At 62.8% G+C, this 26,648-nt stretch carries 23 protein-coding genes; 9 read left to right on the top strand and 14 right to left on the bottom strand.

What is annotated here, in order from left to right; all coding sequences use genetic code 11:
* Positions 1-322 precede the first annotated feature (322 nt).
* The 5 genes from rfbD to P0X85_RS08435 form a co-directional block, all read right to left on the bottom strand.
* Positions 323-1,174 (bottom strand): dTDP-4-dehydrorhamnose reductase, encoded by an 852-nt coding sequence (gene rfbD, locus P0X85_RS08455; protein ID WP_275811474.1) that lies wholly within the window; start codon positions 1,172-1,174, stop codon positions 323-325.
* Complete coding sequence (gene rfbB, locus P0X85_RS08450; RefSeq protein ID WP_275811472.1) at positions 1,174-2,223, bottom strand: dTDP-glucose 4,6-dehydratase; 1,050 nt, start codon at positions 2,221-2,223, stop codon at positions 1,174-1,176. Before rfbB ends, rfbD begins: the two co-directional genes overlap by 1 nt.
* Positions 2,224-2,318: 95 nt before the next feature.
* Positions 2,319-3,593, bottom strand: a complete 1,275-nt coding sequence (locus P0X85_RS08445; protein ID WP_275811470.1) for a hypothetical protein — start codon at positions 3,591-3,593, stop codon at positions 2,319-2,321.
* A 39-nt stretch (positions 3,594-3,632) separates the two neighbouring features.
* The gene (gene rfbC, locus P0X85_RS08440) at positions 3,633-4,196 is read right to left on the bottom strand and encodes a dTDP-4-dehydrorhamnose 3,5-epimerase (protein WP_275811468.1); all 564 of its coding nucleotides are present in this window, start codon (positions 4,194-4,196) and stop codon (positions 3,633-3,635) included.
* A 58-nt stretch (positions 4,197-4,254) separates the two neighbouring features.
* A complete protein-coding gene (locus P0X85_RS08435) occupies positions 4,255-5,712 on the bottom strand; it encodes a mannose-1-phosphate guanylyltransferase/mannose-6-phosphate isomerase (RefSeq protein WP_275811466.1) in 1,458 nt (485 codons plus the stop codon).
* Between the two features lie 225 nt (positions 5,713-5,937).
* On the opposite strand from P0X85_RS08435, the gene nadA reads away from it, so the two are divergent.
* Genes nadA through nadC form a run of 3 tightly spaced genes read left to right on the top strand, consistent with a single transcriptional unit; the run spans position 5,938 to position 9,390 of the window.
* Positions 5,938-6,990: a quinolinate synthase NadA gene (gene nadA / locus P0X85_RS08430; RefSeq protein ID WP_275811464.1), complete on the top strand. Its 1,053-nt coding sequence runs from the start codon at positions 5,938-5,940 to the stop codon at positions 6,988-6,990.
* Positions 6,987-8,543 (top strand): L-aspartate oxidase, encoded by a 1,557-nt coding sequence (locus P0X85_RS08425; protein ID WP_420851808.1) that lies wholly within the window; start codon positions 6,987-6,989, stop codon positions 8,541-8,543. Before nadA ends, P0X85_RS08425 begins: the two co-directional genes overlap by 4 nt.
* Position 8,544: 1 nt before the next feature.
* A complete protein-coding gene (gene nadC, locus P0X85_RS08420) occupies positions 8,545-9,390 on the top strand; it encodes a carboxylating nicotinate-nucleotide diphosphorylase (RefSeq protein ID WP_275811462.1) in 846 nt (281 codons plus the stop codon).
* Here nadC and P0X85_RS08415 read toward each other — a convergent pair whose 3' ends face one another.
* Together P0X85_RS08415 and P0X85_RS08410 are read right to left on the bottom strand one after the other, a co-directional pair.
* Positions 9,391-10,068: a hypothetical protein gene (locus P0X85_RS08415; protein ID WP_275811460.1), complete on the bottom strand. Its 678-nt coding sequence runs from the start codon at positions 10,066-10,068 to the stop codon at positions 9,391-9,393.
* Positions 10,058-11,149, bottom strand: a complete 1,092-nt coding sequence (locus tag P0X85_RS08410) for a GSCFA domain-containing protein (RefSeq protein WP_275811458.1) — start codon at positions 11,147-11,149, stop codon at positions 10,058-10,060. The genes P0X85_RS08415 and P0X85_RS08410 overlap by 11 nt, the downstream gene beginning before the upstream one ends.
* A 132-nt stretch (positions 11,150-11,281) precedes the next feature.
* Here P0X85_RS08410 and P0X85_RS08405 point away from each other — a divergent pair, with 132 nt between their 5' ends.
* Entirely contained in the window at positions 11,282-12,832 is a 1,551-nt protein-coding gene (locus P0X85_RS08405; RefSeq protein ID WP_275811456.1) for a hypothetical protein, read from the top strand.
* Positions 12,833-12,852: 20 nt separating this feature from the next.
* Here P0X85_RS08405 and P0X85_RS08400 read toward each other — a convergent pair whose 3' ends face one another.
* The 7 genes from P0X85_RS08400 to P0X85_RS08370 all read right to left on the bottom strand — a co-directional run bounded on the left by P0X85_RS08400 (position 12,853) and on the right by P0X85_RS08370 (position 19,843).
* Entirely contained in the window at positions 12,853-13,338 is a 486-nt protein-coding gene (locus tag P0X85_RS08400; protein WP_275811453.1) for an RNA pyrophosphohydrolase, read from the bottom strand.
* A gap of 43 nt (positions 13,339-13,381) precedes the next feature.
* A complete protein-coding gene (locus P0X85_RS08395; RefSeq protein ID WP_275811451.1) occupies positions 13,382-14,746 on the bottom strand; it encodes a S41 family peptidase in 1,365 nt (454 codons plus the stop codon).
* Between the two features lie 30 nt (positions 14,747-14,776).
* A complete protein-coding gene (locus P0X85_RS08390; protein ID WP_420851811.1) occupies positions 14,777-15,907 on the bottom strand; it encodes a murein hydrolase activator EnvC family protein in 1,131 nt (376 codons plus the stop codon).
* Positions 15,908-15,916: 9 nt separating this feature from the next.
* Positions 15,917-17,437 (bottom strand): 2,3-bisphosphoglycerate-independent phosphoglycerate mutase, encoded by a 1,521-nt coding sequence (gpmI, locus tag P0X85_RS08385; protein WP_275811449.1) that lies wholly within the window; start codon positions 17,435-17,437, stop codon positions 15,917-15,919.
* Between the two features lie 108 nt (positions 17,438-17,545).
* Complete coding sequence (gene rlmH / locus P0X85_RS08380; RefSeq protein WP_275811447.1) at positions 17,546-18,013, bottom strand: 23S rRNA (pseudouridine(1915)-N(3))-methyltransferase RlmH; 468 nt, start codon at positions 18,011-18,013, stop codon at positions 17,546-17,548.
* 3 nt (positions 18,014-18,016) lie between these two features.
* On the bottom strand, positions 18,017-18,373 hold the full coding sequence (rsfS, locus tag P0X85_RS08375) for a ribosome silencing factor (protein ID WP_275811445.1): 357 nt from the start codon (positions 18,371-18,373) through the stop codon (positions 18,017-18,019).
* Positions 18,374-18,499: 126 nt separating this feature from the next.
* Complete coding sequence (locus tag P0X85_RS08370) at positions 18,500-19,843, bottom strand: mechanosensitive ion channel family protein (protein WP_275811443.1); 1,344 nt, start codon at positions 19,841-19,843, stop codon at positions 18,500-18,502.
* A 262-nt stretch (positions 19,844-20,105) separates the two neighbouring features.
* Between P0X85_RS08370 and leuC the strand changes: the two genes are divergently transcribed.
* From leuC to leuB, 5 genes are all read left to right on the top strand, one after another.
* Positions 20,106-21,533 carry a 3-isopropylmalate dehydratase large subunit gene (gene leuC, locus P0X85_RS08365; RefSeq protein WP_275811441.1) on the top strand — a complete coding sequence of 476 codons (1,428 nt, stop codon included), beginning with the start codon at positions 20,106-20,108 and terminating at the stop codon, positions 21,531-21,533.
* Positions 21,534-21,545: 12 nt separating this feature from the next.
* The gene (gene leuD, locus P0X85_RS08360) at positions 21,546-22,151 is read left to right on the top strand and encodes a 3-isopropylmalate dehydratase small subunit (protein ID WP_275811439.1); all 606 of its coding nucleotides are present in this window, start codon (positions 21,546-21,548) and stop codon (positions 22,149-22,151) included.
* Positions 22,152-22,442: 291 nt separating this feature from the next.
* A complete protein-coding gene (locus P0X85_RS08355) occupies positions 22,443-23,270 on the top strand; it encodes a hypothetical protein (RefSeq protein ID WP_275811437.1) in 828 nt (275 codons plus the stop codon).
* Positions 23,156-24,364: an endonuclease/exonuclease/phosphatase family protein gene (locus P0X85_RS08350; RefSeq protein ID WP_275811435.1), complete on the top strand. Its 1,209-nt coding sequence runs from the start codon at positions 23,156-23,158 to the stop codon at positions 24,362-24,364. The genes P0X85_RS08355 and P0X85_RS08350 overlap by 115 nt, the downstream gene beginning before the upstream one ends.
* A gap of 1,070 nt (positions 24,365-25,434) precedes the next feature.
* Positions 25,435-26,541, top strand: coding sequence for a 3-isopropylmalate dehydrogenase (gene leuB, locus P0X85_RS08345; protein ID WP_275811433.1), 1,107 nt, complete (start codon positions 25,435-25,437; stop codon positions 26,539-26,541).
* Positions 26,542-26,648 lie beyond the last annotated feature (107 nt).

The raw sequence follows: 26,648 nt of genomic DNA, 5'->3' as shown, positions 1-26,648 counted from the left end.
CGACCATACACCTCGATGGCCACCTGAGATTACACCGAAGACGGCGCTGAATTTACACCACGTCCGTGGACGCTACCTGATCCGCCCCTCGGAGATTACGACGCGGTCGATGCTCCCGATCTGCTCATTGTTTGAGTTTTGTAGTCCGATACCTGACTGGTCCACAGAAAGGTTGGAGGCGGCATACCTTAGGAAAAGTGTATTTAAACGTCTAAGCACCCAACTAGCCCCTACTATAAATATCTTTGGTATCGGCGCTTCAATTTCACGCAGTTTCCGCTTTGGCAAGACATCCTTGGCATAGAGCTGACCGATGAGACAATCAGCCGCCGATCCCGAGCGCCCGCAACACGGCGTGCAGGTCGGTGCGCCAATCGGGGCGGTCAATGCCAAAGCGCGCTTGGGTTGCGCTGCAATCCATCCGCGAATTCGCGGGGCGACGGGCGGGGGTGGGGTAGTCGCTGGCCGGGATGTCGTGAACCGTGACCGGGCGCCCGGCTTGCGCAAAGATCTCGCGGGCGAAATCGGCCCAGCTTACATCGGGCCAGCCAGCGAAGTGATAGGTCCCGCTCTTGCCGGGATCGGCGCTTAGCTGATCGGCAATCGACAGGCAGGCCGCCGCGATCGCGCCCGCCGAGGTCGGCCCGCCCACCTGATCGGCGACCACGCTCAGCTCGTTCCGCGTTTCCGAAAGCCGCAACATCGTCTTGACGAAATTCGCCCCATGCGCGGAGAAAACCCAGCTTGTGCGCAAGATGGCGTGGGTTGCCCCACTCGCGCGGACCGCATCCTCGCCTGCCAGTTTGGTGCGCCCATAGGCCCCAAGCGGTCCGGTCGGATGATCCGGGGCGAATGCGGCCTCGCCCGCACCATCAAAGACGTAATCGGTCGAGATATGCACGAGCGGGATACCAAGCTCCGCACAGGCACGCGCCATTGCGCCGGGTGCCGCGCCGTTGACAAGCGCGGCGGTCGCTTCATCCTCTTCGGCACGGTCCACGGCCGTATAGGCCGCCGCGTTGATCACGACGCGCGGGCGATGCGTGGCGATCGCGGCAGCGCAGGCTGCGGGATCGGTCAGATCCACTTCGGCCCGGCCCAAAGCCAGAACGTCGGCCTGCGCCTGTAACTCGGTGGCGACCTGCCCGGTTTTGCCGAATACCAGAACCGTCATCACGCCCCCTTGCCCAGACGGACGCCAACGCCCTGCCGATCGAGAAGCGGCCGCCACCACGCCTCATTGTCGAGATACCATTGCACCGTGCGCTCCAGCCCCTCTTCGACGGTCACGCTCGGGCGCCAGCCGAGTTCCGTGCGAATGCGGCTTGGGTCGATGGCATAGCGCGCATCGTGGCCGGGGCGGTCGGTGACAAAGGTAATCAGGTCGGCATAGCTTCCCTCAGAGCGCGGGCGTTTCTCGTCAAGGATCGCGCAGAGCGTCTTGACCAGATCGAGATTGGTGCGCTCGTTCTCGCCGCCGATATTGTAGCTCCGCCCCAGCGCGCCCTTCTCCACCACCAGCAGCAGCGCATCGGCGTGGTCCTCGACGTAAAGCCAGTCGCGGATGTTCTCGCCCTTGCCGTAGATCGGCAGCGGCTTGCCCGCGAGCGCGTTCAGGATCACCACGGGGATCAGCTTTTCGGGGAAATGGAACGGCCCGTAATTATTCGAGCAGTTGGTCATCACCACCGGCAGGCCATAGGTTTCGTGCCACGCGCGGACCAGATGATCCGACGAGGCCTTGGAGGCCGAATAGGGCGAGCGCGGGTCGTAGGGCGTTTCCTCAGTGAACTTGATCGCCGGATCGGCGGGCAATGAGCCAAACACCTCATCGGTCGAGATATGATGAAAGCGGAACCCCTCGGGTTTGCCCTCGCGCGTCCAATAGGCACGGGCGGCCTCGAGCATGTTGTAGGTGCCGGTGATGTTGGTCTCGATGAAATCGCCCGGCCCGTCGATGGAGCGGTCCACATGGCTCTCGGCGGCGAGGTGCATGACCGCGTCGGGACGATGCTCGGCAAAAACGCGATCCAGCGCGGCACGATCGCGGATGTCTGCCCTTTCAAACACATAGTTCGGGCTCTCCGCCACGGAGGCGACGTTCTCAAGGCAGGCCGCATAGGTCAGCGCATCGAGATTAACGACGGCATGCCCGCGCCCAATCGCAAGGCGCACCACTGCTGAACCGATGAATCCGGCACCGCCGGTGACGAGGAGTTTCATTCTTCTGGCCTTACCGTTCACTCTCTAAACAAGCTGAGCACCTACAGGAATGACATTGAAAATGTAACCGTCTTCAAGGCTGGTCACGGGGAAATTCAGTCATCCTGCAGCAGATCGGGGCGATCCATCGGATTGCCGTAAACAAGCGGAGGATCGCCCGGCGAAGGCTTTTCGATCATCATGAGCAGAGCCCTGCGCGCTCGGGCGCGGGCAAGGTCTGGATGGTTGATCGCGCGCATCTCTTGGATCAGTTCATGCAGAACCCAAGGGTCCGTGGCCGTGGCCCAGCCGGTCCGCAGGCGTTGGGCGCGCATTTCATCCGTCATGGCGCCATCTTGCCGCAAGGCCAGCAGGTTCCTGAGGGCGCCTTCATTCTGACGGCTTCGATAAAGCCCGCTCAGTATCGCGCCATGGTCTTCGAGCGCGGGACGTTCGCCCCGGTCCCACTCGGCGCGGCCGGGTCTGGTATCGGCGGGGCGCGCAAAGCTGATCCCGAAGCGCGAGGCGACCCACTCCCGTTCTTCCTCCAGCTTGGAGGAAATGGCCGAAATCGTCTCTTTTGGCAGGACAAATTTCTCGCCCGGCAGGTTGACCGCTTCGGCAAAACGATAGGCGCGGGTCGGGTTAAAGCTGTAATTGACGAAAATGGGCGCCAGACGATTGGCGCTTGAAAGCAAGATCGCAGAGCGCCAGCTTTTGGACTCATTCGCCCGGGACTGCGGAGCGCCGACATCCGAAGGGTCGATCCCGATCGTGCGCAGGAAATCGGCCACAACATCGAAAGCGGCCCCTCCTTCATAGGGGCGGACCTCAAATTGAGACGGTTCCACGGCGTTCTGAAACGCGCAGAGCCGGTGCTTGTAATGCGGCAGGCGCGGTGCGTCGAAGAGCTCATCCAGCGTTTCGCCATGCCATTTCAGAGCTTGCTGAGCCATACTGTCCACCCAGGCCAACGGCTCACGCAGATAGGCGATCACGCGCACTTCGTCATAGTGCTGCCGTAGAAACGCAGTCATCCGGCTGGCTTCGGTTTCGGTGAACTCGGAGAGGGTTTCGGCGCAGAGCACGAGGTTGGGGGCCGCACAGCTTTCGATCTCATGCACGAGCCTATCCATCAGCCCCTGGCGGTAGTTCTTGAAACCGGCTGGCGTCTCGATCCATTCGACGCGGCCCAGCCGAGGCGCATACGCGCTGTCCCAGAACAACACCGGCAATAACCGCGCATGATCGTCGTGGCTGGTCGGATACAGATAGCCCTGCGCCAGTAGGGCTTCGCGGATGGATTTGAGGTGGCTTTGAATGGCAGTGGTGCCGCATTTGTGCGGACCTATATGCACATATGCGATCCGGTGCGGGGCGTTTTTCTGCATGGCGGGCTCCGTAACCCTGCTCTGGCGCATCAGGCCATGTCAGCCGTCAAAGGTGAACGGGCTGTCGAAATCCCTCAGCAACTGCGCCTTGGCATCCTTCTCGGACAGCACCGGCGCCACATCGCCCATCGCCCAGTCGATCCCGATATCGGGGTCATCGAAGCGCACGGCGCCATCGCATTCAGGCGCGTAATAGTCAGAGCATTTATAAATGATCTCGGTATCCGGTTCCCGCGTGACGAAACCGTGCAGGAAGCCGGCCGGGATCAAAAGCTGCTTGCCGTTCTCAAAGCTCAACTCGATCCCGAACCACTTGCCATAGCTCGGCGAGCCTTTGCGCACATCCACCGCTACATCGAACAGACGCCCTTTGCCGCAACGCACCAGCTTGGCTTGCGCGTGGGGGGGCGACTGGAAATGGAGACCGCGCACCGTGCCGACCTGTGCCGAAAGGGAGTGGTTGTCCTGCACGAAGTCGATGTCGATGCCCGCCTCCTGCATCCGCTGCCTGTTCCAGCTTTCGCTGAAAAAGCCGCGGTGATCGCCGAAGCGCGCGGGGGTCAGGATGACGACGCCGGGAAGGGAGGTTTGTTCGATCTGCACGCGGGCACCTCTTTGAAACTGCAACTTTCGCCGATCTATCAGCAAGGAGACGGGGCGACTAGCCCGCGCGGTGCTTGCGCCGGTCGTAAAAGTCCTCATGCCGGATGATGTCGTCTTCGCCAAGATAGGCGCCGGTCTGCACTTCGATGAGGATCATCGGAACCTTGCCGGGATTTTCGAGACGGTGCGAGGCGCCCAGCGGGATGTAGATCGATTCATTCTCGGGCACGAGCCGATCCTCTCCGTTCAGCATGACCTTTGCGGTGCCGCTTACAACGACCCAATGCTCGGAGCGGTGCATATGGCTTTGCAGTGACAGCGTGCCGCCCGGTTTGACCACGATCCGCTTGACCTGAAACCGCTCTGAAAGCGCGAGAGTCTCAAAGTGACCCCAGGGGCGATGATCGCGCGGAAATTGAACCGATTGCCGGAGACCGCGCGCCCCAAGCGCCCGCACGGCAAGTTTGGCGTCCTGCGCCCGGTCGAGGTCAGCCACCAGCACCGCATCCGGCATCGCCACGACCATGATCCGGTCGAGCCCGATCCCAACCACCGCCATCCCCTCACCCTCTGCCCGCAAGAGGCTGTCGGTGCAGTCGATGGGGATCGCATCGCCCATGCACACCACGCCCTGCCCGTCGGGCTCATGGGCATGCATCACCGCCTGCCAGTCGCCCAGATCGGACCAGCCCCCGCCATAAGGCACCACCGACAGCGCCTCGGCTTTTTCCATGATCGCGTAATCAATCGAAACAGGCTCTATTCCAGCCCAAATCGCAGGATTCAACCGCAGGAATCCCAGATCGTGTTGCGCAGTGGCAAGCGCCGCTTGCACCGGGTCGACCAAGGTCGGTGCGTGCACCTTGAAGGCCGCCAGAATATCGCGTGCGGCGAACAGGAAGATACCCGAATTCCACAAGTATCGCTCGCTCGCGGCCATTTCCTCGGCGCAGGCCAGATCAGGTTTCTCGATGAAGCGCCGCAACGGGATTGCCACGCCCGATCCATCATGCGCCGTGGCCAGTTCGAGATAGCCATACCCCGTCTCGGGGCGCTCGGGGGCGATGCCGAAAGTCACGATCCGGCCTTCCTCGCGCACCACCCGCAGCCCTTCGGCGATCGCTTCGTTAAAGCCCAGAACATCTTCGATCAGGTGATCGGAGGGCGCGACGAGAAGCACGGCATCGGGATCGGTGGCCGCGACATGCAGCGCCGCCGCAAGGATCGCCGGCGCGGTGTTCCGCCCCTCGGGCTCAATCAGGATGGGGCCCGGATCGACACCGGCCTCCATCAATTGCTCGGTGGCGATGAACCGGAAATCCGAGGCCGTCACGATCACGGGCGGGGTGAATTGCGGGCCCGAAAGCCGCTGCGCACAGTATTGAAACAGGCTTTGCGACCCGATCAGAGGCGTGAATTGCTTGGGGTAGGATTGCCGCGACAGGGGCCAAAGCCGGGTGCCTGATCCGCCACACAGGATAACCGGTGTGATCCGATCCGCCACGTTCTGCGTCATTCTGAGCGCCCCAATTCAACCATAGGATGATTGAGTGATAAGTGATCCCGCGACGGACGTCCACGAAACAATCTGTCGTTTGAATTCACCCTCGCGACACGAGTTTTTCGCCACAGGCGCCGCGTTTTCCCTCATTCTGGCCCTTTGCGATCAATTTTCCCATTTATTCCAGCGCCCCAACCCCTTACATGCAAGGCTCGTTCATGCCGTAGGGGGAGGATACCCATGCTGGACCTGACCACGATGCGCGCCACGCTGGCCGAGACATATGATCTTGCGCCCTCGATGACGCTGGCCGAGGAGATGCGCGAGATCCACGCGCGGATGGACCGGGTGGTGCCACTGCCCGATTTCGCCCGCTACGCGCCCTATATCCGCGCGATCAATCAGCTCAAGCGTGAGAAAGACGCGGTCATTCTCGCCCATAACTACATGACGCCCGAGATCTACCACGGCGTGTCCGATGTGGTGGGCGACAGTCTTCAGCTTGCGATCGAGGCGACCAAGGTCGAAGCCGGCACAATCGTGCAATGCGGTGTTCACTTCATGGCCGAGACCTCGAAGATCCTGAACCCGTCGAAAACCGTGCTGATCCCCGACATGAAGGCGGGGTGCTCGCTGGCGGAGTCGATCACCGCCGAGGGTATTGCCCAGATGCGCGCGAAATATCCCGGCGCGCCGGTGGTCAGCTACGTCAACACCACCGCCGAGGTCAAAGCCGCCTCGGATATCTGCTGCACCTCGTCCAACGCCGCGCAGATCGTCGCCGCGATGGAGAGCGATACCGTCATCATGACGCCTGACCAGTATCTTGCGCAGAACGTCGCGCGCGACGTGCCGCAGAAAAAGGTCGTCTGGTGGGAAGGGTCGTGCATCGTGCACGAGCAATACACCGCGCGCGATATCGAAGACTTCCGGGCGATCCATCCCGACACTACCATCATCGCGCACCCTGAATGTCCGCCCGATGTTGTCGATGCCTGCGACTTCTCGGGCTCGACCTCGGGGATCATCAAATACGTGACCGACCACAAACCGGCCAAGGCGATGTTGGTCACCGAATGCTCGATGGCGTCGAACATCTCGGACGCGCTGCCCGAGGTCGAGTTCACCGGCCCGTGCAACATGTGCCCCTACATGAAGAAAATCACGCTCGAAAAGATCCTCTGGTCGCTGCACACCGGTACCGAGGAGGTGATCGTCGATCCGATCGTCGCCAAGAAGGCCCGTGTCGCGGTTGAGCGCATGATCGACCTGTCGCGGAAACTCGGGCTGTGAGCATCATCGAAACCCAGCGTGTCATTATTGTGGGCGCGGGGCTGGGCGCGCTGTACGCGGCGCTAAAACTTGCGCCGCGCCCGGTGCTGGTAATCTCCCCCGAGCATCTGGGTGAAGGTGCCTCTTCGGCCTGGGCGCAGGGCGGTGTCGCGGCGGCGATGTCCAAGGGCGATACGCCCGAGAGCCACGCCAAGGATACGATGGTTGCGGGGGCTGGCACGGTTGATCCCGAGATCGCGCGCATGGTCACCGCCGAGGCCGCGCAGCATATTCTCGACCTCACCGATCTGGGCACGCCTTTCGATCGCGATGCGTCCGGTAGCTACGTGATGTCGCGCGAGGCGGCACATTCCATGGCGCGCGTCGTGCGCGTCAAGGGCGATCAGGCCGGGCGCGAGATCATGCAGGCCCTGATCGGCGCGGTGCGCGAGACGCCCTCGGTTCAGGTGGCGCAGGGCGTTCTGGCCTCGGGGCTCGAAGTGCAGGACGGCACGGTGACCGGGGTTTGGCTGGAAAAGGCAGGCGAGCCTTCGGGCCGGACGCTGGTGCGTGCGCCGGCGATCCTGCTGGCGGGTGGCGGCTCGGGCGGGCTCTTTGCGGTCACGACGAACCCGCCGCGTATCCGGGGTCAGGTGATCGGGATGGCCGCGCGGGCAGGGGCGCGCATCGCGGATCCCGAGTTCGTGCAATTCCACCCGACCGCGATCGTCGCGGGCGAAGACCCGGCGCCGCTTGCCACCGAGGCCCTGCGTGGCGAGGGCGCCGTGCTGATCAACGACGCGGGCGAGCGCTTCATGTTGCCGGTTCACCCGGACGCCGAGCTCGCCCCCCGCGATATCGTCGCGCGCGCCGTTTATCTCGAACGCCAGGCAGGCCGGAATCCCCAGCTCGACACCCGCGCCGCGCTGGGCGAAGAGGTCCTCCACCGCTTCCCGGCGGTGGCCGATGCGTGCAAACGTGCTGGAATAGACCCTGTTTTGCAGCCGATCCCGGTCTCTGCCGCCGCGCATTACCACATGGGCGGGATCGAGACAGACTCGCATGGCCGCGCCTCGCTTGGCCATCTGTGGGTCTGCGGAGAGGCGTCGTCCACAGGCCTGCATGGTGCGAACCGGTTGGCCTCGAACGGCCTTTTGGAGGCGCTGGTCTATGCCCGGATTTGCTCTCTCGGGATCGGTGCGATGCTTGGTCCGGTCGTGGACGCTCCCGAGGTGCCGCTGAGCTTTCCCGATGGCGCAGAGCGTGTAAATGAGGCGGCGGTCCAGAAACTGCGCCAAGCAATGACCGATGGTGTCGGCGTCGTTCGGGATGCCGCGGGCCTCAAACGTGCGCTGCGTATTATTGCCGACATCGAGGCCGTAAACCCCGAACAGGCGATGCAGAACATGACCGCGACCGCGACCCTGATTGCTGCGGCCGCACTTGCCCGCGAAGAGAGCCGGGGTGGACATTTCCGCTCTGATTTCCCTGAAACAGACCCTGATATGGCCGAGCGAACTCATATCACGCTCGAAGAGGCCCGCGTGATCCGCGCTCGCGCCCTGGAGGACTAAGATGTCTGCAACGCTTCCCGATTTCATCCTTGAACCGCTGGTCCGGGCCGCCCTGACCGAAGATCTTTCTCCCATGGGCGATGTGACGACACGTGCCGTGATCAAGCCGGGCACGCGCTACACTGCCAAACTTAACGCGCGCGAAGATGGTGTGGTCTCGGGGATGCAGATTGCGGCGATGGCCTTTCGTCTCGTTGATCCGGCGCTCAAGGTGCACACCGTCGTTTCCGATGGCTCGCCCTGCAAGAAGGGCGAGACCCTGATGCAGATCGAAGGTGAGGCAGCGTCGATCCTGATGGGCGAGCGCGTGGCGCTGAATTTCGCAGGGCGCTTGTCGGGAATTGCGACGAAAACCGCAGGATTCGTGTCGAAAACCAAGGGCACGAAATGCAAGATCACCTGCACCCGCAAGACCACGCCGGGTCTGCGAGCGGTCGAGAAACTGGCGGTGCAGCACGGTGGCGGATCGAACCACCGCTACGGTCTTTCGGACGCGATCCTCATCAAGGACAACCATATCGCGGCGGCGGGTGGCGTGCGTCAGGTGCTCGAAGCGGCCAAAGCCGCGCGCAGCCATATGATGCGGATCGAGCTGGAGGTCGACACCCTGCGCCAGATGGAAGAGGCGCTGAAGGTCGGCGGGGCCGATGTGATCTTGCTCGATAATATGGACACCGGGACGCTTCGGGCGGCGGTCGCGCTGAATGCGGGGCGCGTCGTGCTGGAAGCCTCGGGGAACATGACGCTTGAGCGGATCGCGGAAGTGGCCGCGACCGGGGTGGACTACATTTCGTCGGGCGCGCTCACCCATTCGGCGCGCACGCTCGATCTTGGCCTCGACTTCTGATCAGAGCCTGAGCAACCCGCGCTTGCGCATCGCTTCGATGATCTTGGCCCCGGTCTCGGCGGTGGCATGCACGCCATCCGCCTCAAGCATGTCGGGCGTGAACATCCCATCCGTGTCCGCCAAATCCTCGCGCGGGTCATAGACAGTCACCCCGGCCTGCGTCAGCAGCCCCGAGATGATCGCGCGCATGCTGTCATAGTTCGGCCGATCGAAGGCGGGCGGTGGCGCGACGATGGTCAGATCGGTGCTCCGCGCAAGGCGCTTGGCGACCCGGATATGACGCAGGCGGTAATGCTGGACATAGTCGAGAGCAAAGGCGCGGCTTGCGACGAGGCCGGTGTCGATAAACGGCGCGTCTTCGTCTTGAATCTGGTGACCTTCCCAGCCGAACGGGGGCACAAGGCGTCCCAAGTGGAAGGCCATGGTCGAGATCACCGGCACGCCCATCCCAAACACATCCTCGACGCCCAAGCGCTCGCGCAGCGCCCGCATCTGGTTGACGCCCGCCTTGGTCCCGCGGGGCTCAAACCCGTTCGCGCCATAGGTGAACTTCACCTCATGCCAGCGTGAACCGGAGAAATGCAGCGCCTCGGCGCGGATACCCAGCATGTCGGCGCCCGCCTTGAGCGCGATTGAGTGGCTGTCCCCAAGGATCAGAAGCTCGGGCTTAGCTGGCATTGAACTTCTCCAGAATCATCTCTTCGCAGACGAGGTCCTCTCGGGCCATCTCCTCCTCGGCTTGCTGGCGGGCTTCGGTGCTATTGTCACGTCCGCGCGCGGCCCCGGACAAATCCAGCCCAGCAAAGAAGTGTCGCATCACAAGGTCCACCCCGTCTCGGGCAATGCCGCGCATATTTGGCTCGAAGAAGGCCGCGCGGGTGGGCGGCGCCGCAATGATCTCGTAGGAGGGGAAATAGTCGACCGCGCCGTGCTGCCGCGCCATATCGCCCGCGACCGCGCGGAGCACGGATTTGGAGTATTGCGTGGCGACCAGCACATGATCGCCACTCGCCGTCGCCACCAGAGGCACGGGCGAAACCGTCAGCAGAATGCGCAGATCAGGGTTCATGTCCCACATGATATCGAGCGCGGCTTGCAGATCGCGCATGATCTCGGGGTAGGTGTAATTGTGGAACACATGCGCTTCGGGGTCGAACGTGCCGACCCCGGTGCCCGGACAGATCGAATAACTCTGCCCGGTCTTGCGATTGATCCAGCCTTCGGTCAGGCCAAGCGTAAAGACGAACACATCCGTCTCGGTGATGCAGCGCGCAAAGGCCCGCGCGGTCGAGGCAACGGAGGCCATCGCCTCCTTGTCCGAGGCAAAGCCGGTCGGCTCGATCTTGGGGCGCAGCAGGTCGTGCACCAGCCCTTCGTCATCGGTCCAGTATTCGACGCTCTCGGGGCCGATCTGTCCGCTCGCCAGCCGCGCCCAGATCAGAAGCTGCGCGGCGGTGTAGATATTGCCGGTGCGGGCCGAAAACACCCCGTAATTATACTTCTGCGCCAGTTCGGGCGGGGTGCGACCGGGGGCAGGCTCGGCGTTGAGCCAGTTCATCTTGCGCGAGATCAGAGCGCGGCTGATATGCTGTGCGAAGCAGGAGCCAAAGGTCGCGAACATCGCGTCGGCCGGTAGCTGCCAGCAGGATGTCCAAAGCTCCGAAAGGCCGAACAGGCCCGGCTCTGACACCGCGCTTCGCCAGAAGCCGCGCGGGGCAATGTGACGATAGGGGTTGTCCGACTTACGATCTTTACTCATCACGGCCTCGTTCGCGGCAGGGGATGCGCCCAACATTGCACCCCGCGCCTTGGGCGGCAACCGTATTTGGCGGTTGAGAAAATCCGCCCTTACTTCATAATCATCGCAACGATCCAGAGCAGGATATTCATAATGATTGTCGGGCAGACCGCCGCCGAGAAACTCTGCGCAGCAGAGGATCGCGATTTTGAGACGCTTTTCCGTTACCAGTTCATCCTGACCGAGAACCCGGCCCTGACCGCGCCCGGCTTTCAGGCCAAACACCTCGATGATGCCTGGACGCTGTTGCATGGGGCGGCACTGCCGGTAACGCCCGTGCTCGATTCCAAGCGGCAGAATTGCGGCTATGTTCTGGGCGGCGCGATCCATCCCGAGGGCGGGCTCATCGACACCGCGCTGGAACTCGGGGCGAGCTCCGACACTAAGGGCTTCTTTGGCGATGTGGAGCCGCTTATCGAGGCGCTCGCAGGGCGCTACGTTGTCATTCTCTCGGGCAAGGCCGGCTCGCGGATCTATATCGATCCGGTGTCGGCGCTGGGCGTGGTTTATGACCCCAAGACGCGTGCGGTGGCATCGAGCGTGCTGCTTGCGCTGGACCGCGAGCGCGAACCGAACCCGATGTTCGACAACGACCTGATCCTTGAGGGCAAGGGCAACTACTCGCTTCAGCACACCTCGGATGCGGCAGTCAAACGGCTGCTGCCGAACCACTATCTCGACCTGTCGGATTTCAGCCATGTGCGGCACTGGCCGAAGGCCGATCAGGTCTTTGACATTCCCGAGGCAGACGCCTCCGGCGCGCTTGAGGAAATCCGCGATCGTCTGGCGCGCACGATCGGTGACATCGCGTCGGTGCGCCCGACCGTGATGCCGATCTCAGCCGGGCGCGACTCTCGCAACCTCGTGGCCTGCGCGCGCGATCATCTCGACAAAGTTGGAGAGTTCTTCGCCTTCGGACACAGCTATAACAGCCGTCTCGACTGTGCGGTCGGTTCGCTGGTCGCCGAACGCATGGGCATCGAGTACCGTGTCTATGACGCCGAAGATTACGATAAATCCGAGCTTTTCAGCCGCTATCGCCGCCGTCAGATCACACGCGACTACATGATTGCGAACGGCTTTACCGGCGCGCCCGTGAATGAGGTGATCACCGGGCTTTACCTCAAGCAGCCCGCGCATATGTGGCACATTCGCGGGAATGTCATGGATCTTATGCAGGCGAGCCACTGGAAGAACGGCGCGCGCAATCCGGCCACGCATGATCCCCGTCATGGTATCAAGCGGATGCTGATTACCGGGGGTGATGGCTATTCCGAAGAGCTCGCCGATAAATGGATGCCCGAATACATGGCGTGGTATGAGTCGCTCGGCCCGCTCAAGTCGCAGCCCTATGACATGATCTTCAACGAGCTTTATCTGGCGTCGTCGCAGGGCGGCAAGATGTATGGGCTGACCCACCATTTCTATATCTCGCCCTTCAACGACCGCTATCTGATCGAGCGGGCGATCTCTTTCCCGCTGCAATATCGGATATCGGATCGGGCGAATGATGACCTGCTGGCCATGGCGGCGCCGGAGCTGACCAATATCCCGTTCCTGAGAAAGTATCAGGCCAAGGCCAAGCGGCGGGGCAGTTACTGGTATGGAAAGACCATGGTTCGGGTGGGTCAGGCAGCGGCCTGACCGCCAAAACAGACCCTATTTCACCGCAAATGCTCTGCGAAGGCGTCGAAAACCGCCTCGTAGACGGAGCGTTTGAAGGGCACGATTTTCTCGATTACCTCGGCATGGTCCATCCATGCCCAGACCGAGAATTCCGGGTGCTCGGTCTCGATATTCACCTGCGCATCGCTGCCCAGATAGCGGTAGAGGAACCACTTCTGTTTCTGTCCGCGATAGCGCCCACCCCAGATTTGGCCGACCATCTCGTCGGGCAGGTCGTAGGTCACCCAGTCTTTGGTCTTTGCGACGAACTCGACGAGGTCTTCGGTGATCCCGGTCTCTTCCCACAATTCACGCAGAGCCGCCTTGCGGGGCTTTTCGTCGGAGTCGATCCCGCCTTGCGGCATTTGCCAGGCGGGGGTGGGGTTGTCGATGCGCTGGGCTGCAAAGACGCGGCCATCTTGATTCATCAGCACGACGCCCACACAGGGGCGGTAGGGCAGGGCTTCGATTTCGTCGCGGGTCATTCTTGCCTCATGTGAAAAGGGGGGCCGCGGCCCCCCAGTCATCTTATTGGGCCGCCGCTTTTTGCAGCTCTTCGATGTGATCGGCGGAGATCGCCGAGAGGCCTTTGAGGATGTCGATCGCATAGGCGAGTTGGTAGTCCTCAAGGCGAAGCTTGGCGGTTGCCTCGGCGCGGGCGCGCTCTTCCTCGGCCTGACGCAACTCGTCCTCGGTCATCGAGTCGTTGTTGAGCGAGCCACGCAGATCAGCCTCGGTCGTGCGGTGTGCCGGCTCGTCCTCGCCCTCTTCGGTCTCGGGGGCGCGGGCCGGCTGCTCGACGATAATGTCGGGGGCAATGCCCAGCGCCTGGATCGAACGGCCCGACGGCGTGTAATAGCGCGCCGTGGTGAGGCGCATCGCGCCCTCGCCCCGGATCGGCATGACCGTCTGCACGGAGCCTTTGCCGAAGCTCTGGGTGCCGACGACGATTGCGCGGCGGTGGTCTTGCAACGCACCGGTCACGATTTCCGATGCCGATGCCGAGCCGCCGTTGATCAGGATCACGATCGGCTTGCCATCTGCCAGATCGCCCAGCGTTGCGTTGAAGCGTTCGCTTTCCTCGGGGCGGCGCCCGCGGGTCGAGACGATCTCGCCTTTGTCGAGGAACGCGTCGGAGACCTTGATCGCCTGATCCAGAAGACCGCCGGGGTTGTTGCGCAGATCGAGGATGAAGCCGTTCACCTTGTCGATCCCACCCAATTCCTCAACCTGTTTCTTCAGGCTCGATTCAAGGTTCGGATAGGTTTGGTCGTTGAAGGTCGTGATGCGCAGCACGACCGTATTCCCTTCGGTCCGGCCACGCACAGCCGTGAGCTTGATCGTGTCGCGGATGATCGAAACGTCGAAGGGCTCTGCCTCACCCTCGCGGACCACCGTGATGATGATTTCAGAACCCACCGGCCCGCGCATCAGGTCGACCGCCTCGTTCAGCGTGAGGCCCATGACCGACTCGCCATCCACATGGGTGATGAAGTCGCCCGCCTCGATGCCCGCCGCCGCTGCGGGCGTGTCATCCATCGGCGAGACCACTTTGACGAAGCCGTCTTCCTGCGTCACTTCGATCCCAAGCCCGCCGAAAGAGCCACGGGTCTGCACGCGCATATCGTCATAATCGTCGGGGGGCAGGTAGCTCGAATGGGGGTCGAGCGAGCTGAGCATGCCGTTGATCGCGGCTTCGATCAGCTCCTTCTCGTTGACCTCTTCGACATATTCGGCGCGGATGCGCTCGAAAATATCGCCAAACAGATCGAGTTGCTCATAGACCGGCGGGGACTGCATCGCCTCTTGCGCCAGAAGGGGTGCCGCGACCTGCGCCGAGATCAGTGCCCCTGCAATCGTGCCACCCATCGCGGCCATCATGAACTTTTTCATTCGCTAACCTTAGCCTCTTGTCTGGCGCTGTTACCGTGTCTGCGCGAACCACGCAGCCGGGTCCACCGGCTTACCATCCTGTCTCAGTTCCAAGTAAAGCGTCTCCGTTCGGCGGGCGCCACCGCCAATCTGCGCCTCTTGGACGAATTCCGCCCCGAATTCATTTGCGCCGGGCTCGACCCCTCCCATGAGGCCGACCGCATCGCCTGCCGCCAGAACGTCTCCGGTTTCACCATAGACCGCGCCGAGCCCCGCCAACACCAGAAGATAGCCGTCAGAGGGCTCAAGGATCATCACATTTCCGTAGTCGAGCAGCGGGCCACGATAACGCACCGTCGCAGGCCAGGGCGTTGTGACCAGCGCGGCGGGCGCGGTGGCGAGGATCATGCCGGGGCGACGGATACCGGCGGCATCGGCCTCGCCCGCGCGGCGCAGCATCGATCCCAGAACCGGAAGCGGTAACGTGCCTTTGGCGCCTTCGAAATCCTCCATCGGCGCGCCGATATCGGTGTCGAGATCGGCTAGGCCCGTTGCAAAGCCCTCCAGCGTGTCGGCACTTTCGACGAGACGGCGCAGGTCCTCAGGTTCTTCCAGATAGCGCCCCGGAAGCGCGGCGCGCTCGGCAACCGCTTGGCTGAGCGCCGTGCGTGCGGCCTGTACCGAGGCCAGCCCCTCGGCCAGCGTCTGGGCAGCTGCGCCCTGCAAGTCGCGCAGCGTTTCGATCTCTTCGAGATCGGCGCGCATCTTCTCGGCCTCGGCCTGAAGTGCGGGCGTGACCGAAGAGAGGATCATCCCCGACCGCGCCGACCCTTCGGGCCCCGCCGGATGCAACAGGAGCAGCGGCCCTTCTGAGCGCTCCATGGTGCTCATAACGCCCAAGAGCCGCCCGATTTCCTCGCGTTTTGCGTCAAAGCCCGCCCGGATTTCGCGCTCGCGGATCGCCGCACGACGCAGCCCATCGCGCAGCGCGCCAAGCCCAGCCTCATAGGCCGTAATCGTCTCGGTCAGAGCGGCAACGCGGTCGGCCTTGGTCCGGGCCGCATCGAGTGCCCCGATTGCCGCGCGCAGATCGTCGGCCGCCTGTAGCGCGGTCTCGGCGGCGGGGCTGGCCAGCGCCACCCCGGCAGAGATCATCCAAGCAAGAAACGCGCTGCGCAGCACCATCGTGCCTCAGCGAACGATCAGCGTTTCGCCGGTCATTTCCGGCGGTTTCTCAAGATTCATCAGGTCCAGAAGCGTCGGCGCGATATCGGCCAGACGCCCTTCGCGCAGGCGCACGCCCTCCGGTCCGCCGATCAGCCCGACCGGCACGAGGTTCGTCGTATGTGCCGTGTGCGGTCCCCCGGTTTCCGGGTCGATCATGGTCTCGCAGTTGCCGTGATCGGCGGTGAGAATCATCGCGCCACCGACCTTTTTCAGCGCCTCAAGCACGCGGCCCAGATCGCGGTCGATCTCTTCGCAGGCGGCAATCGCGGCGGGCAGGCTGCCGGTATGGCCGACCATGTCGGGGTTGGCATAGTTCACCACGATCAGGTCGTAGCCATGCTCGATTGCGGCCACGAACTGATCGGTCACCTCGGGCGCGCTCATCTCGGGCTGAAGGTCATAGGTCGCCACTTTCGGGGATTTCGGCATGAACCGATCCTCGCGCTCTTCGGGCTGCTCTTTGCCGCCATTCAGGAAGAAGGTGACGTGCGGATATTTCTCGGTCTCGGCAAGGCGGAACTGCGAGAGGCCGTGCTTGGCCACCCATTCGCCCAGCGTGTTCCTGATGTCGCGCTTGGGGAAGGCGGTCTGCATATAGGCGTTGTGCCCCGTGGAATACTCGACCATGCCCAGAAGCGCCGACCAATCGGGGCGGCGGCCCGTTTCAAAATCCGCGAAGCCCGGCTCGGCCAGCGCACGCAGGATTTCCCGCGCGCGGTCGGCGCGGAAGTTGAGGCAGAAGAACCCGTCGCCATCGCTGGCGCCCGTGTAGCCGTCGATCACGGTCGGCGCGATGAACTCATCCATCTCGCCCTTGTCATACGACGCCGCGACAGCAGCCACCGGATCGGCCGCATGTTCGCCCTCGGCCCGGACCATTGCCGCATAGGCACGGCCCACGCGCTCCCAGCGGTTGTCGCGATCCATGGCCCAATAGCGCCCGATCACCGTGCCGACGCGCACGCCTTCGGGCAGCCGCGCGACGAGATCGGCCACAAAGCCCTTGGCACTGTCGGGGGGCACGTCGCGCCCGTCGGTAATTGCATGGAGAACGGTCGGCACACCCGCATCCGCCATCGCCTTGCAGGCGGCGAGCACATGTTCGATATGCCCATGCACCCCGCCATCCGAAACCACACCCATCAGATGCGCGGTCCCGCCCGAGGCTTTCATCGTCGCGATAAAGCCCTGAATGGCTTCATTGGTGAAGAACGACCCGTCCTCGATCGAGAGGTCGATCGCCCCAAGGTCCATCGCTACCACACGACCTGCGCCGATATTTGTATGCCCGACCTCGGAGTTGCCCATCTGCCCGGAGGGCAGCCCGACATCCGGCCCGTGCGTGATCAGCCGCGCCTTCGGGCACTCGGCCCATACCCGGTCGATATTCGGCGTGTTGGCCAGCAGGGGCGCATTGCCCTCGCGCTCCTCACGCTCGCCCCAGCCATCGAGAATGCACAGAACAACGGGTTTCGGATGGGTCATCGCGGCCTCCAGAGAAATCTCGCCCACGTCTTACGCGCCCGGGCCGCTTACGGCAACTGCGGCACCGCGCTTCGCACGCAATCTTGCGCGATTGATGGGGTTCGGGGGTCAGACCCGGTGATAGGGCGTGCCCGCAAGGATTTGCCCCGCGCGGTAGATCTGTTCGGCCAGCATCACGCGGACCAGCATATGCGGCCAGACCATCTTGCCAAAGCTGATCGAGGCATCGGCGCGCGCGCGCAGCGCCGGGTCGATTCCGTCCGCGCCGCCGATCACGAAACAGATGTCGCGGGCCTCGTCGCGCCAGCGTTCGATCCGCTTGGCGAAGTCGGGGCTCGAGATCACTTCGCCGCGTTCGTCGAGCGTGATCAGCACCGCGCCGTCGGGGATCGCACGGGCCAGAAGCTCGGCCTCTGCGGCCATGCCGAGGTTCTTCTTGTCCTCGACCTCAACGATTTGCGCCGGGCCCAGCCCCATGGACCGCCCGGCCTTGTTGAAACGGTCGAGATAATCGGAGATCAGGCTTAATTCGGGGCTCTTGCGCAGGCGCCCGACAGCCGCGATCGTGACCTTCATGCCTCAGATCGTGCCGCCCGAGGGCATCCACATCTTTTCGAGCTGATAGAACTCGCGCACTTCGGGGCGGAAGACGTGGACGATCACATCGGCACTGTCGATCAGAACCCAGTCGCCCTGATCCTTGCCTTCGATCTTGCACAGACGCCCGTATTTTTCCTTGAGGCGCTCAGTCAGCTTTTCGGCGATGGCGCCGACCTGACGCGAGGACCGGCCCGAGCAAATCACCATGTAATCGGCAATCGACGAGCGACCGCGCAGGTCGATCGTGACGATGTCTTCGGCCTTGTCATCTTCGAGCGAGGAAATCACTTGCGCCAGAATCTGGTCGCTGGTGGGCTCCAGGGCGGTGCCGCTCATGGGAGCCTCCGAGGTTGCCGGCTTTGCGGCAGGATTACGAGACAGGACATAGTCCTCCAAGGGTTGCGCGCCGACTGCACCCCGGCGCTGGGCATAATACGAAAGTAACACCCGATCGGCTGAATCTCAACGATCGGGCGCGGATTTTGTCTCGGGCTCCTTAACTGCCAGTTCCGACCCCGGCAAGACCCGCATCTCGCGTTGTGGGAAGGGAATCGAGATACCGTGCTCGTGAAACGCATCCCAAAGCGCCAGATAGACCGCGCCGCGGACATTGGTGAGCCCTTCGACCGGGTCGGTGATCCAGAAGCGCAGGATGTAATCGACCGAGCTATCCCCGAAGCCCACGATATGGCAGACGGCGGGTCGGTTCTTGAGCACGCGGCCCACGCTCAGCGCGGCCTCAACGGCAAGCTTGCGCACCACATGCGGGTCGTCGCCATAAGAGGTGCCAAAGAACAGGTCGATCCGCACGAACTCATCGGAATGGGACCAGTTGACCACCTGTCCGGTGATCAGGTCCTCGTTCGGGATCAGGTATTCCTTGCCGTCGCGGGTGACGACACTCACATAGCGTGCGCCCAGCGAGTTGATCCAGCCGAACGTATCGCCCAGCGAAATCACGTCGCCGGGCTTGATCGACTTGTCGAGCAGGATGATGACGCCCGAGACAAGGTTGGACACCACCTTTTGCAGACCAAAGCCAAGCCCCACGCCAATCGCACCAGACAGGACCGCGAGTCCGGTCAGGTCGAAGCCCACCGATTTCAGGCCGATGAAGAAGGCCGTCCCGTAGAGCGTGATCTGCATGACCTTGATGACGAGCACCCGCATCGAGGGGGAGATTTCGTCATTCGTGCGGATTTTGCCCGCCGCACGGCCCGAGATCATCCGCGCCAGCGTGAACAGAAGCGCCGTGAGCACCAGCGCCTTGAGGATGGCGAGGAGGCTGAGCCGGAAGCCGCCCAACTCTATCGCGGCATTGTCCAAAACCGCGGCGGCCTGTTCGGTGACGCCGAGATAATAGAGTGTCACATAGATCCATGCGCCCCATGTCACGATCTTGCGGAGCAGGGCGTTGCGGATCAGCCGCGTGATCAGCCCGACCACAAGCCACGCCGTCACCAGCGTCGCCGCCAGGACGACGAGAAAGCGCCACGAATAGAAGGTCTTGATCTGTGCGAGCGCGAAGACAGAGGCCCATGCAAGGATCACGAAGATGATCCCGCGCACCCGCTTGCGGACCAGGATCACCCGCCTCATCTGCGCAGTGCTTAAATCGCGCCCGCGCGCCCAGGCGTCGATTTTTGGCGCGATCCAGAGCCGCCCGAGATGCGCCAGCGCGAAACACACCGCTATGATCCCGAACTGCCAAAGCCGCGAGGGCAGGGCCATCGAGCGCATATGGATCATGATCTGCGTCCAGATTTCGTTCAGCGTCTGGACGATGCCGGGGTCTAACTGCTCCATCGGGCCTCCTTGGACCAGCTTTGCACAACTCTATCCCAAGCGCAAAATCGGTTTCTTCGATTGCAAGACTCAGTTTTCGGCCTTATTTAGCGCGGCATGACACGCGTTATCGACATGGATGACCGCGCCCGCCTGCGCGAGCGCTTCTACGGCGAAAGCCGCTCCGTTCTCGCACGACTTTGACGTTGCGCCGAGCGGCGCCTTTGCGCGCGCCGACCCATGTCACCCGAAATTCGCTTAGCTATCCATGAAAGTGAGAGCCATGTCTGCTCCGAAGACCCTCTATGACAAGATCTGGGACGCCCATGTCGTTTCCCAGGACGAAGACGGCACCTGCCTGCTGTATATCGACCGTCACCTCGTGCACGAAGTGACCTCGCCCCAAGCCTTTGAAGGTCTGCGCATGGCGGGTCGCAAGGTGCGCGCGCCGGAAAAAACCATCGCCGTGCCGGACCATAACGTGCCCACCACGCTCGACCGCGTCTCGGGCGTGATCGCGAACGAGGAATCCCGCATTCAGGTCGAGGCCCTCGACAAGAACGCCAAGGATTTCGGCATCAACTACTACCCGGTTTCCGACATCCGTCAGGGCATCGTGCATATCGTCGGCCCCGAACAGGGCTGGACCCTGCCGGGCATGACCGTCGTTTGCGGTGATAGCCACACCGCGACCCACGGCGCCTTTGGTGCGCTGGCCCACGGCATCGGCACCTCTGAGGTGGAGCACGTTCTGGCGACCCAGACGCTGATCCAGAAGAAGTCGAAGAACATGAAGGTGGAGATCACCGGCAAGCTGCGTGCGGGCGTCACCGCCAAGGACATTACGCTGGCCGTGATCGGCGCAACCGGCACTGCCGGCGGCACCGGCTACGTCATCGAATATTGCGGTGAAGCGATCCGCGATCTGTCGATGGAAGGCCGCATGACCGTCTGCAACATGGCGATCGAAGGCGGCGCACGCGCCGGTCTCATCGCGCCGGACGAGAAGACCTTCGAATATGTCAAAGGCCGTCCGCACGCCCCCAAAGGCGCACAGTTCGAGGCCGCTCTGGCGTGGTGGAAAACCCTCTACACCGATGAGGGCGCGCATTTCGACAAGGTTGTCACCCTGAAAGGCGAAGAGATCGAGCCGGTCGTGACCTGGGGCACCTCGCCCGAGGACGTGCTGCCGATTTCGGGCGTTGTACCGGCTCCCGAGGACTTCAAGGGCGGCAAGATCGAGGCCGCGCGCCGGTCGATCGAATATATGGGCCTCAAGCCCGGCCAGAAACTGACCGACATTCAGATCGACACCGTCTTTATCGGGTCGTGCACGAACGGTCGGATCGAGGACCTGCGCGCCGCGGCCGCGATCCTCAAAGGCAAGAAGATCAAGGACGGTATGCGCGCCATGGTCGTTCCCGGCTCGGGCCTCGTCCGTGCGCAGGCCGAGGAAGAAGGTCTGGCCGATATCTTCAAAGAGGCCGGTTTCGAATGGCGCCTCGCGGGCTGCTCGATGTGTCTTGCGATGAACCCCGACCAGCTGTCCGAGGGTGAGCGTTGCGCCTCGACCTCGAACCGTAACTTCGAAGGCCGTCAGGGCTACAAGGGCCGCACGCACCTCGTGTCGCCCGCGATGGCCGCCGCTGCCGCACTCACCGGTCACCTGACCGATGTGCGTGAGCTGATGACCGAAACCGAGACTGCCTGAGGAGCCGCGACAATGGAAAAGTTCGAAAAACTCACCGGCATTGCCGCGCCCATGCCGCTCGTCAATATCGACACCGACATGATCATTCCGAAGGTCTTCCTCAAGACGATCAAGCGTTCGGGCCTCGGTGTGAACCTCTTCGACGAGATGCGCTACGACCGTCAGGGCAACGAGATCCCGGATTTCGTGCTCAACAAGCCGCAATACCGTGACGCCCAGATCCTGATCGCGGGCGACAACTTCGGCTGCGGCTCCTCGCGTGAGCACGCGCCTTGGGCGCTGGCCGATTTCGGGATCAAGGTTGTCGTCTCGACCTCGTTCGCGGACATCTTCTTCAACAACTGTTTCAAGAACGGGATGCTGCCGATCGTGCTCCCGCAGGAGCAGGTAGACATTCTGATGAAGGATGCCGAGAAGGGTGCGAACGCGCGGATGACCGTTGATCTGGAAAATCAGCAGATCACCACGTCGGAGGGCGCGACCATCACTTTCGAGGTCGATCCGTTCAAGAAACACTGCCTGCTCGAAGGGCTCGACGATATCGGTCTGACCCTTGCGAAAGAGGCCGCAATCGACAGTTTCGAGCAGCAGGCCGCCCAAGCACGCCCCTGGGTGTGATTGGGGCGAAAACCTGACCTTGGGTCAATTGTGGCGTTAGTTTACTGAGCCACCAGATATAGGCCGCCCTTCGGGGCGGCCACATTTTTGCTGCAAAATTGATGCACCAGCGCACCAGTTCGACCCCGAAAACGACGGAAACGGATTGTTAATGAAGGCAAGACATTGCCACGGGTGGGACAGATGGGCAGGATTGTTGAAAGGATGAGGCGACCCGCCACACTTGGTGGGAACAAATTGGGACAAGGGCGCGGCAACGCATCGCGCCCGACCGCATCGAAGGGCAGTTCAGTGGTTTCACGTCTCGCAGGAGCGTTGGTGCGCGCTATTCTGATGGTATTGGTGATCGCCATACCGTCGATCATGCTGCCCGGCGTGAGCGCCGATACGACACAGATCGTTGCGCTGGTTGCCATCTTTGCGGCGGCACTGACGTTTTTCGAATACGCCTCCATCTATCCCGGTCTCGTCGAGTTCCGCGACGCCCCGCCATTCAACCGTATCCGCTATGTGTCGCTGTTGGCGACGATCACGCTGCTCTCGGTTCTGATCCTCGCACGGTATGAGGCGACGACGCTGACGCGGTTCGTGCAGGTATTGGGCGGTGCGGTCGCCGAGTCGATCGACCTGCCTTACTCGCCGGTGCGCCTGCTGGTGTTGATGCTGCCAGCCGATGCGAGCGCCGCACATATTGCGACGGTGCGCACGGCGGCCGGTATCTCTTATCTGATCTCGCTGATCACGCTGGGCTACTTCGTGATCATCCTGCGCACGCTCGGCTGGCCGAATGCGCAGGGCGGGTTCAACGTCTGGGTCAATCTTCCGACCTTCGACCCGACAGCGGGCGGCGACGTGGTTGATCGTCTGCGCCGCGATGCGCGGTTCAATATTGTGCTCGGCTTCCTTTTGCCGTTCCTTATACCGGCGGTCATCAAGGCGATCTCCTCGGCCTTCACGCCGGTGACGCTTGAGAGCCCGCATACGATGATCTGGACGGTGACGGCATGGGCATTCCTTCCGGCGAGCCTCTTCATGCGCGGGATCGCGATGGGACGCATCGCCAGCATGATCGAGGCGAAGCGGCGTCACAGCCACGTGTCGGACTATATTCCGGCCTGATCGTAGCGGCGCTGACCCTTGCTGGGCCAGCAACGGCCGAGACCCTGCGTATCGCGACATGGAACCCCGACCTGAGCCGCAAGGGCCCGGGCCTGCTCCTCCAGGACATCCAGCGCGGCAAAGACCCACAGATTGCGGCGGCGGTGGATGTGATCGCGACGATCAATCCCGATATCCTGCTGCTCACCAGTTTCGATTGGGACTATGAAGGCCGCGCGCTCGACGCCTTCATCGCGCGACTGAATGAGGCCGGGGCGGACTATCCGCATCGCTTCGCGGGGCAACCGAATACCGGGTTGGCGACTGGTCTGGATCTGGACGGGAACGGGCGCAGCGGCGAGGCGCGGGACGCGCAGGGCTATGGGCGCTTTATGGGGCAGGGCGGCATGGCGCTCTTGTCGCGTCTGCCTATCCGCGCCGACTATATCGTCGACTTCACACCGATGCTTTGGGCCGACCTCCCCGGTTCACTGATTGACGGCGCGGGCCTCTCGCCAGATGTGCGCGCGGTGCAGCGGCTTTCCACGACCGCGCATTGGGATATCCGCCTGGTCCTGCCCGAGGAGTCGCCGCTGCATCTTTGGGCATGGACCGCGACGCCGCCGGTTTTCGACGGGCCAGAGGATCGGAACGGACGGCGCAATCACGACGAAGCGGCCCTTTGGCTCCACTATCTCGAAGGGCGGCTCGGTCAGCATCCGCCCGAGGCGCCGATCGTCATTCTGGGCGACGCCAATCTGGACCCGATCGACAGCGAGGGTCGCCCCGATGCACTTTTGACCCTGCTCGATCATCCGGTGTTCCTTGATCCTCAACCGCGCAGCGAAGGTGCGCTGACCGCCGCGCAAGAGGGCATAAATGCAGCCCATCGCGGCGATCCAACGCTCGACACGGCGGATTGGAGCGATGACGGGCCGGGCAATCTGCGGGTCGATTACGTGCTTCCCTCGCGCGATCTGGCGGTGATGGCCTCGGGTGTATTCTGGCCCACGCCGGACGACCCCATGGCAGAGACAGTCGAGCGCGCCTCGGCCCATCGCCTCGTCTGGGTCGATGTCGAATTGCCATCGGGGACGCGCATCCCGCGCAAGTAAAGGTGCTCGAACACCACACGATCAAGCGTCTTGGGGGTGAAATCGGGGAATAGCTCTGCGAAACGCGCGCCGTCGATGCTGTGTGACATATCATAGAGATAGCGCATCTCCGTCAGTTCGCGCCCAAGCTCCCACACCGGGGAGGCTAGGCGCAGCATCCACCACGGGAAGGGCTTGATCTGGATCTCCCGGACCAACTGCCGCCCGATTTCTTCGGCCAGGTCCCGCGGCGAGAAATTCGTTCCCGGAAACCCGATATCGAGGAAGCCGGGCACCTGATCCGCCGAGCTGGCCAGCGATACCGCGATCTGGGTCAGATCCTCGAGGTCGGCCCAGACATGCGCGGCATCGGGCTTGCCCATCGCGGTGATCCGGCCCTTTTTGAGATCCCTCAACACGACCCGATTCAACAGGGTCTGCGGCGCGTCGGGTTGAATGAAATCGCCCGCCCGTAGGAAAACGATGGAGCGCTCGTCGCTTTCGGCAGCGTCGCGGTAGCGGCCCTCCATCTCTGCCCGGATGCGACCCTTGCGCGTGCAGGGGTGGTGCGGCGTATCCGCCCCCCAAGGCCCCGGCTCGCGCCCGTAGACATAAACGTTTCCCGGCACCATCACAGAGGCGCCGCTCGTCTTGGCGGCGGCCAGCACCTGCGTGGTGATTTCGGGAATCTGGCCGGCCCAATCGTGATAGTTGGGCGGACTCATGGCGTTAACGATCCAGCGCGTGCCGCGCGCCGCGATCGCCATGTCTGTGCCGCGGTGATAGCGATCCACATGCCAGCCCGCCGCGCGGAATGCCCGCGCCGCCGCTGTGCCGAATGTGCCGCCCATCCCGAGGATAAGGACCCTGTTTGACATACTGCCTCCGTTTCTTTTGCCCCATTAGAAACGGATTCCCGCAAAGCGCGAGTCCTCCATCGCAGCGCAACCGTCAGAGTCGCAAAACCCTGCCGACCCGTCGGCGAGCCCTTGCCGATACGCTTGGCTTGCGCAGCGTCAAAAGGCGGTGCTTGACCCGATCAGCGGCATTGGATAGGCCCCTTTCAACCCTTTTTCCGTTGGAGATACGCCATGTCGAACCCTTCCATCCTCATCCTGCCCGGCGACGGTATCGGCCCCGAAGTTATGGGCGAGGTGAAAAAGATCATCTCGTGGTTCGGGGATAAGCGCGGGCTGACCTTTGACGTGTCCGAGGATCTGGTGGGTGGCGCGGCCTATGACGTGCACGGCGTCCCGCTCGCGGATGAAACCATGGCCAAGGCGCAGGCGGCCGATGCGGTTCTTCTCGGCGCCGTGGGTGGCCCGAAATACGACGTGCTCGACTTCTCGGTAAAGCCCGAGCGCGGCCTGCTGCGCCTGCGAAAGGAAATGGACCTGTTCTCGAACCTGCGCCCGGCGCAATGCTTTGATGCGCTGGCCGATTTCTCGTCGCTGAAAAAAGATGTGGTCGCCGGTCTCGACATCATGATCGTGCGCGAACTGACCTCGGGCGTCTATTTCGGAGAGCCGCGCGGCATCTTCGAGGAAAACGGCGAGCGCGTGGGCATCAATACGCAGCGCTACACTGAAAGCGAAGTGGAGCGTGTGGCGCGTTCTGCGTTTGAGCTGGCCAAGCGCCGCCGCAACAAGGTCTGCTCGATGGAGAAGGCCAACGTGATGGAATCGGGCATCCTGTGGCGCGAAGTCGTCCAGCGCGTGCACGACGAGGAATACCCCGATGTCGAGCTGTCGCACATGTATGCCGACAACGGCGCGATGCAGCTTGTGCGTTGGCCGAAGCAGTTCGACGTGATCGTGACCGACAACCTGTTTGGCGACATCCTTTCGGATTGCGCGGCGATGCTGACCGGCTCGCTTGGCATGCTGCCCTCGGCCTCGCTCGGCGCGCCGATGGAGAACGGTCGCCCGAAGGCTCTCTACGAGCCCGTTCACGGTTCGGCGCCCGACATCGCGGGTCAGGGCAAAGCCAACCCGATCGCCTGCATCCTCAGCTTCGCCATGGCGCTGCGCTACAGCTTCGATCAGGGCGATGAGGCAACCCGTCTCGAGCAGGCGATCGAGAAGGTTCTGGCTGATGGCGTGCGCACCGCGGACCTGATGGGCCCCGAAGGCGGCACCCCGGTTTCGACCTCTGGTATGGGCGACGCAATCATCGCCGCGCTCGACGCCAGCCTCTGATCCGGTCTGAAAATCTTTCTAGCGGCGCGGGATTTCCTCGCGCCGTTTTTCATTGCAGCCTTGCCTCGCTCGCCCTGTCGCGTCTATGTGAGCGGTAACAGGAGGCG

This window comes from Pseudothioclava nitratireducens (assembly GCF_029210495.1).
In the GTDB taxonomy this organism is placed as follows: Bacteria; Pseudomonadota; Alphaproteobacteria; order Rhodobacterales; family Rhodobacteraceae; genus Pseudothioclava; species Pseudothioclava nitratireducens.
The sequence above is the reverse complement of the archived record's forward strand: the minus strand, read 5'-3'. Positions and strand labels throughout refer to the sequence as shown.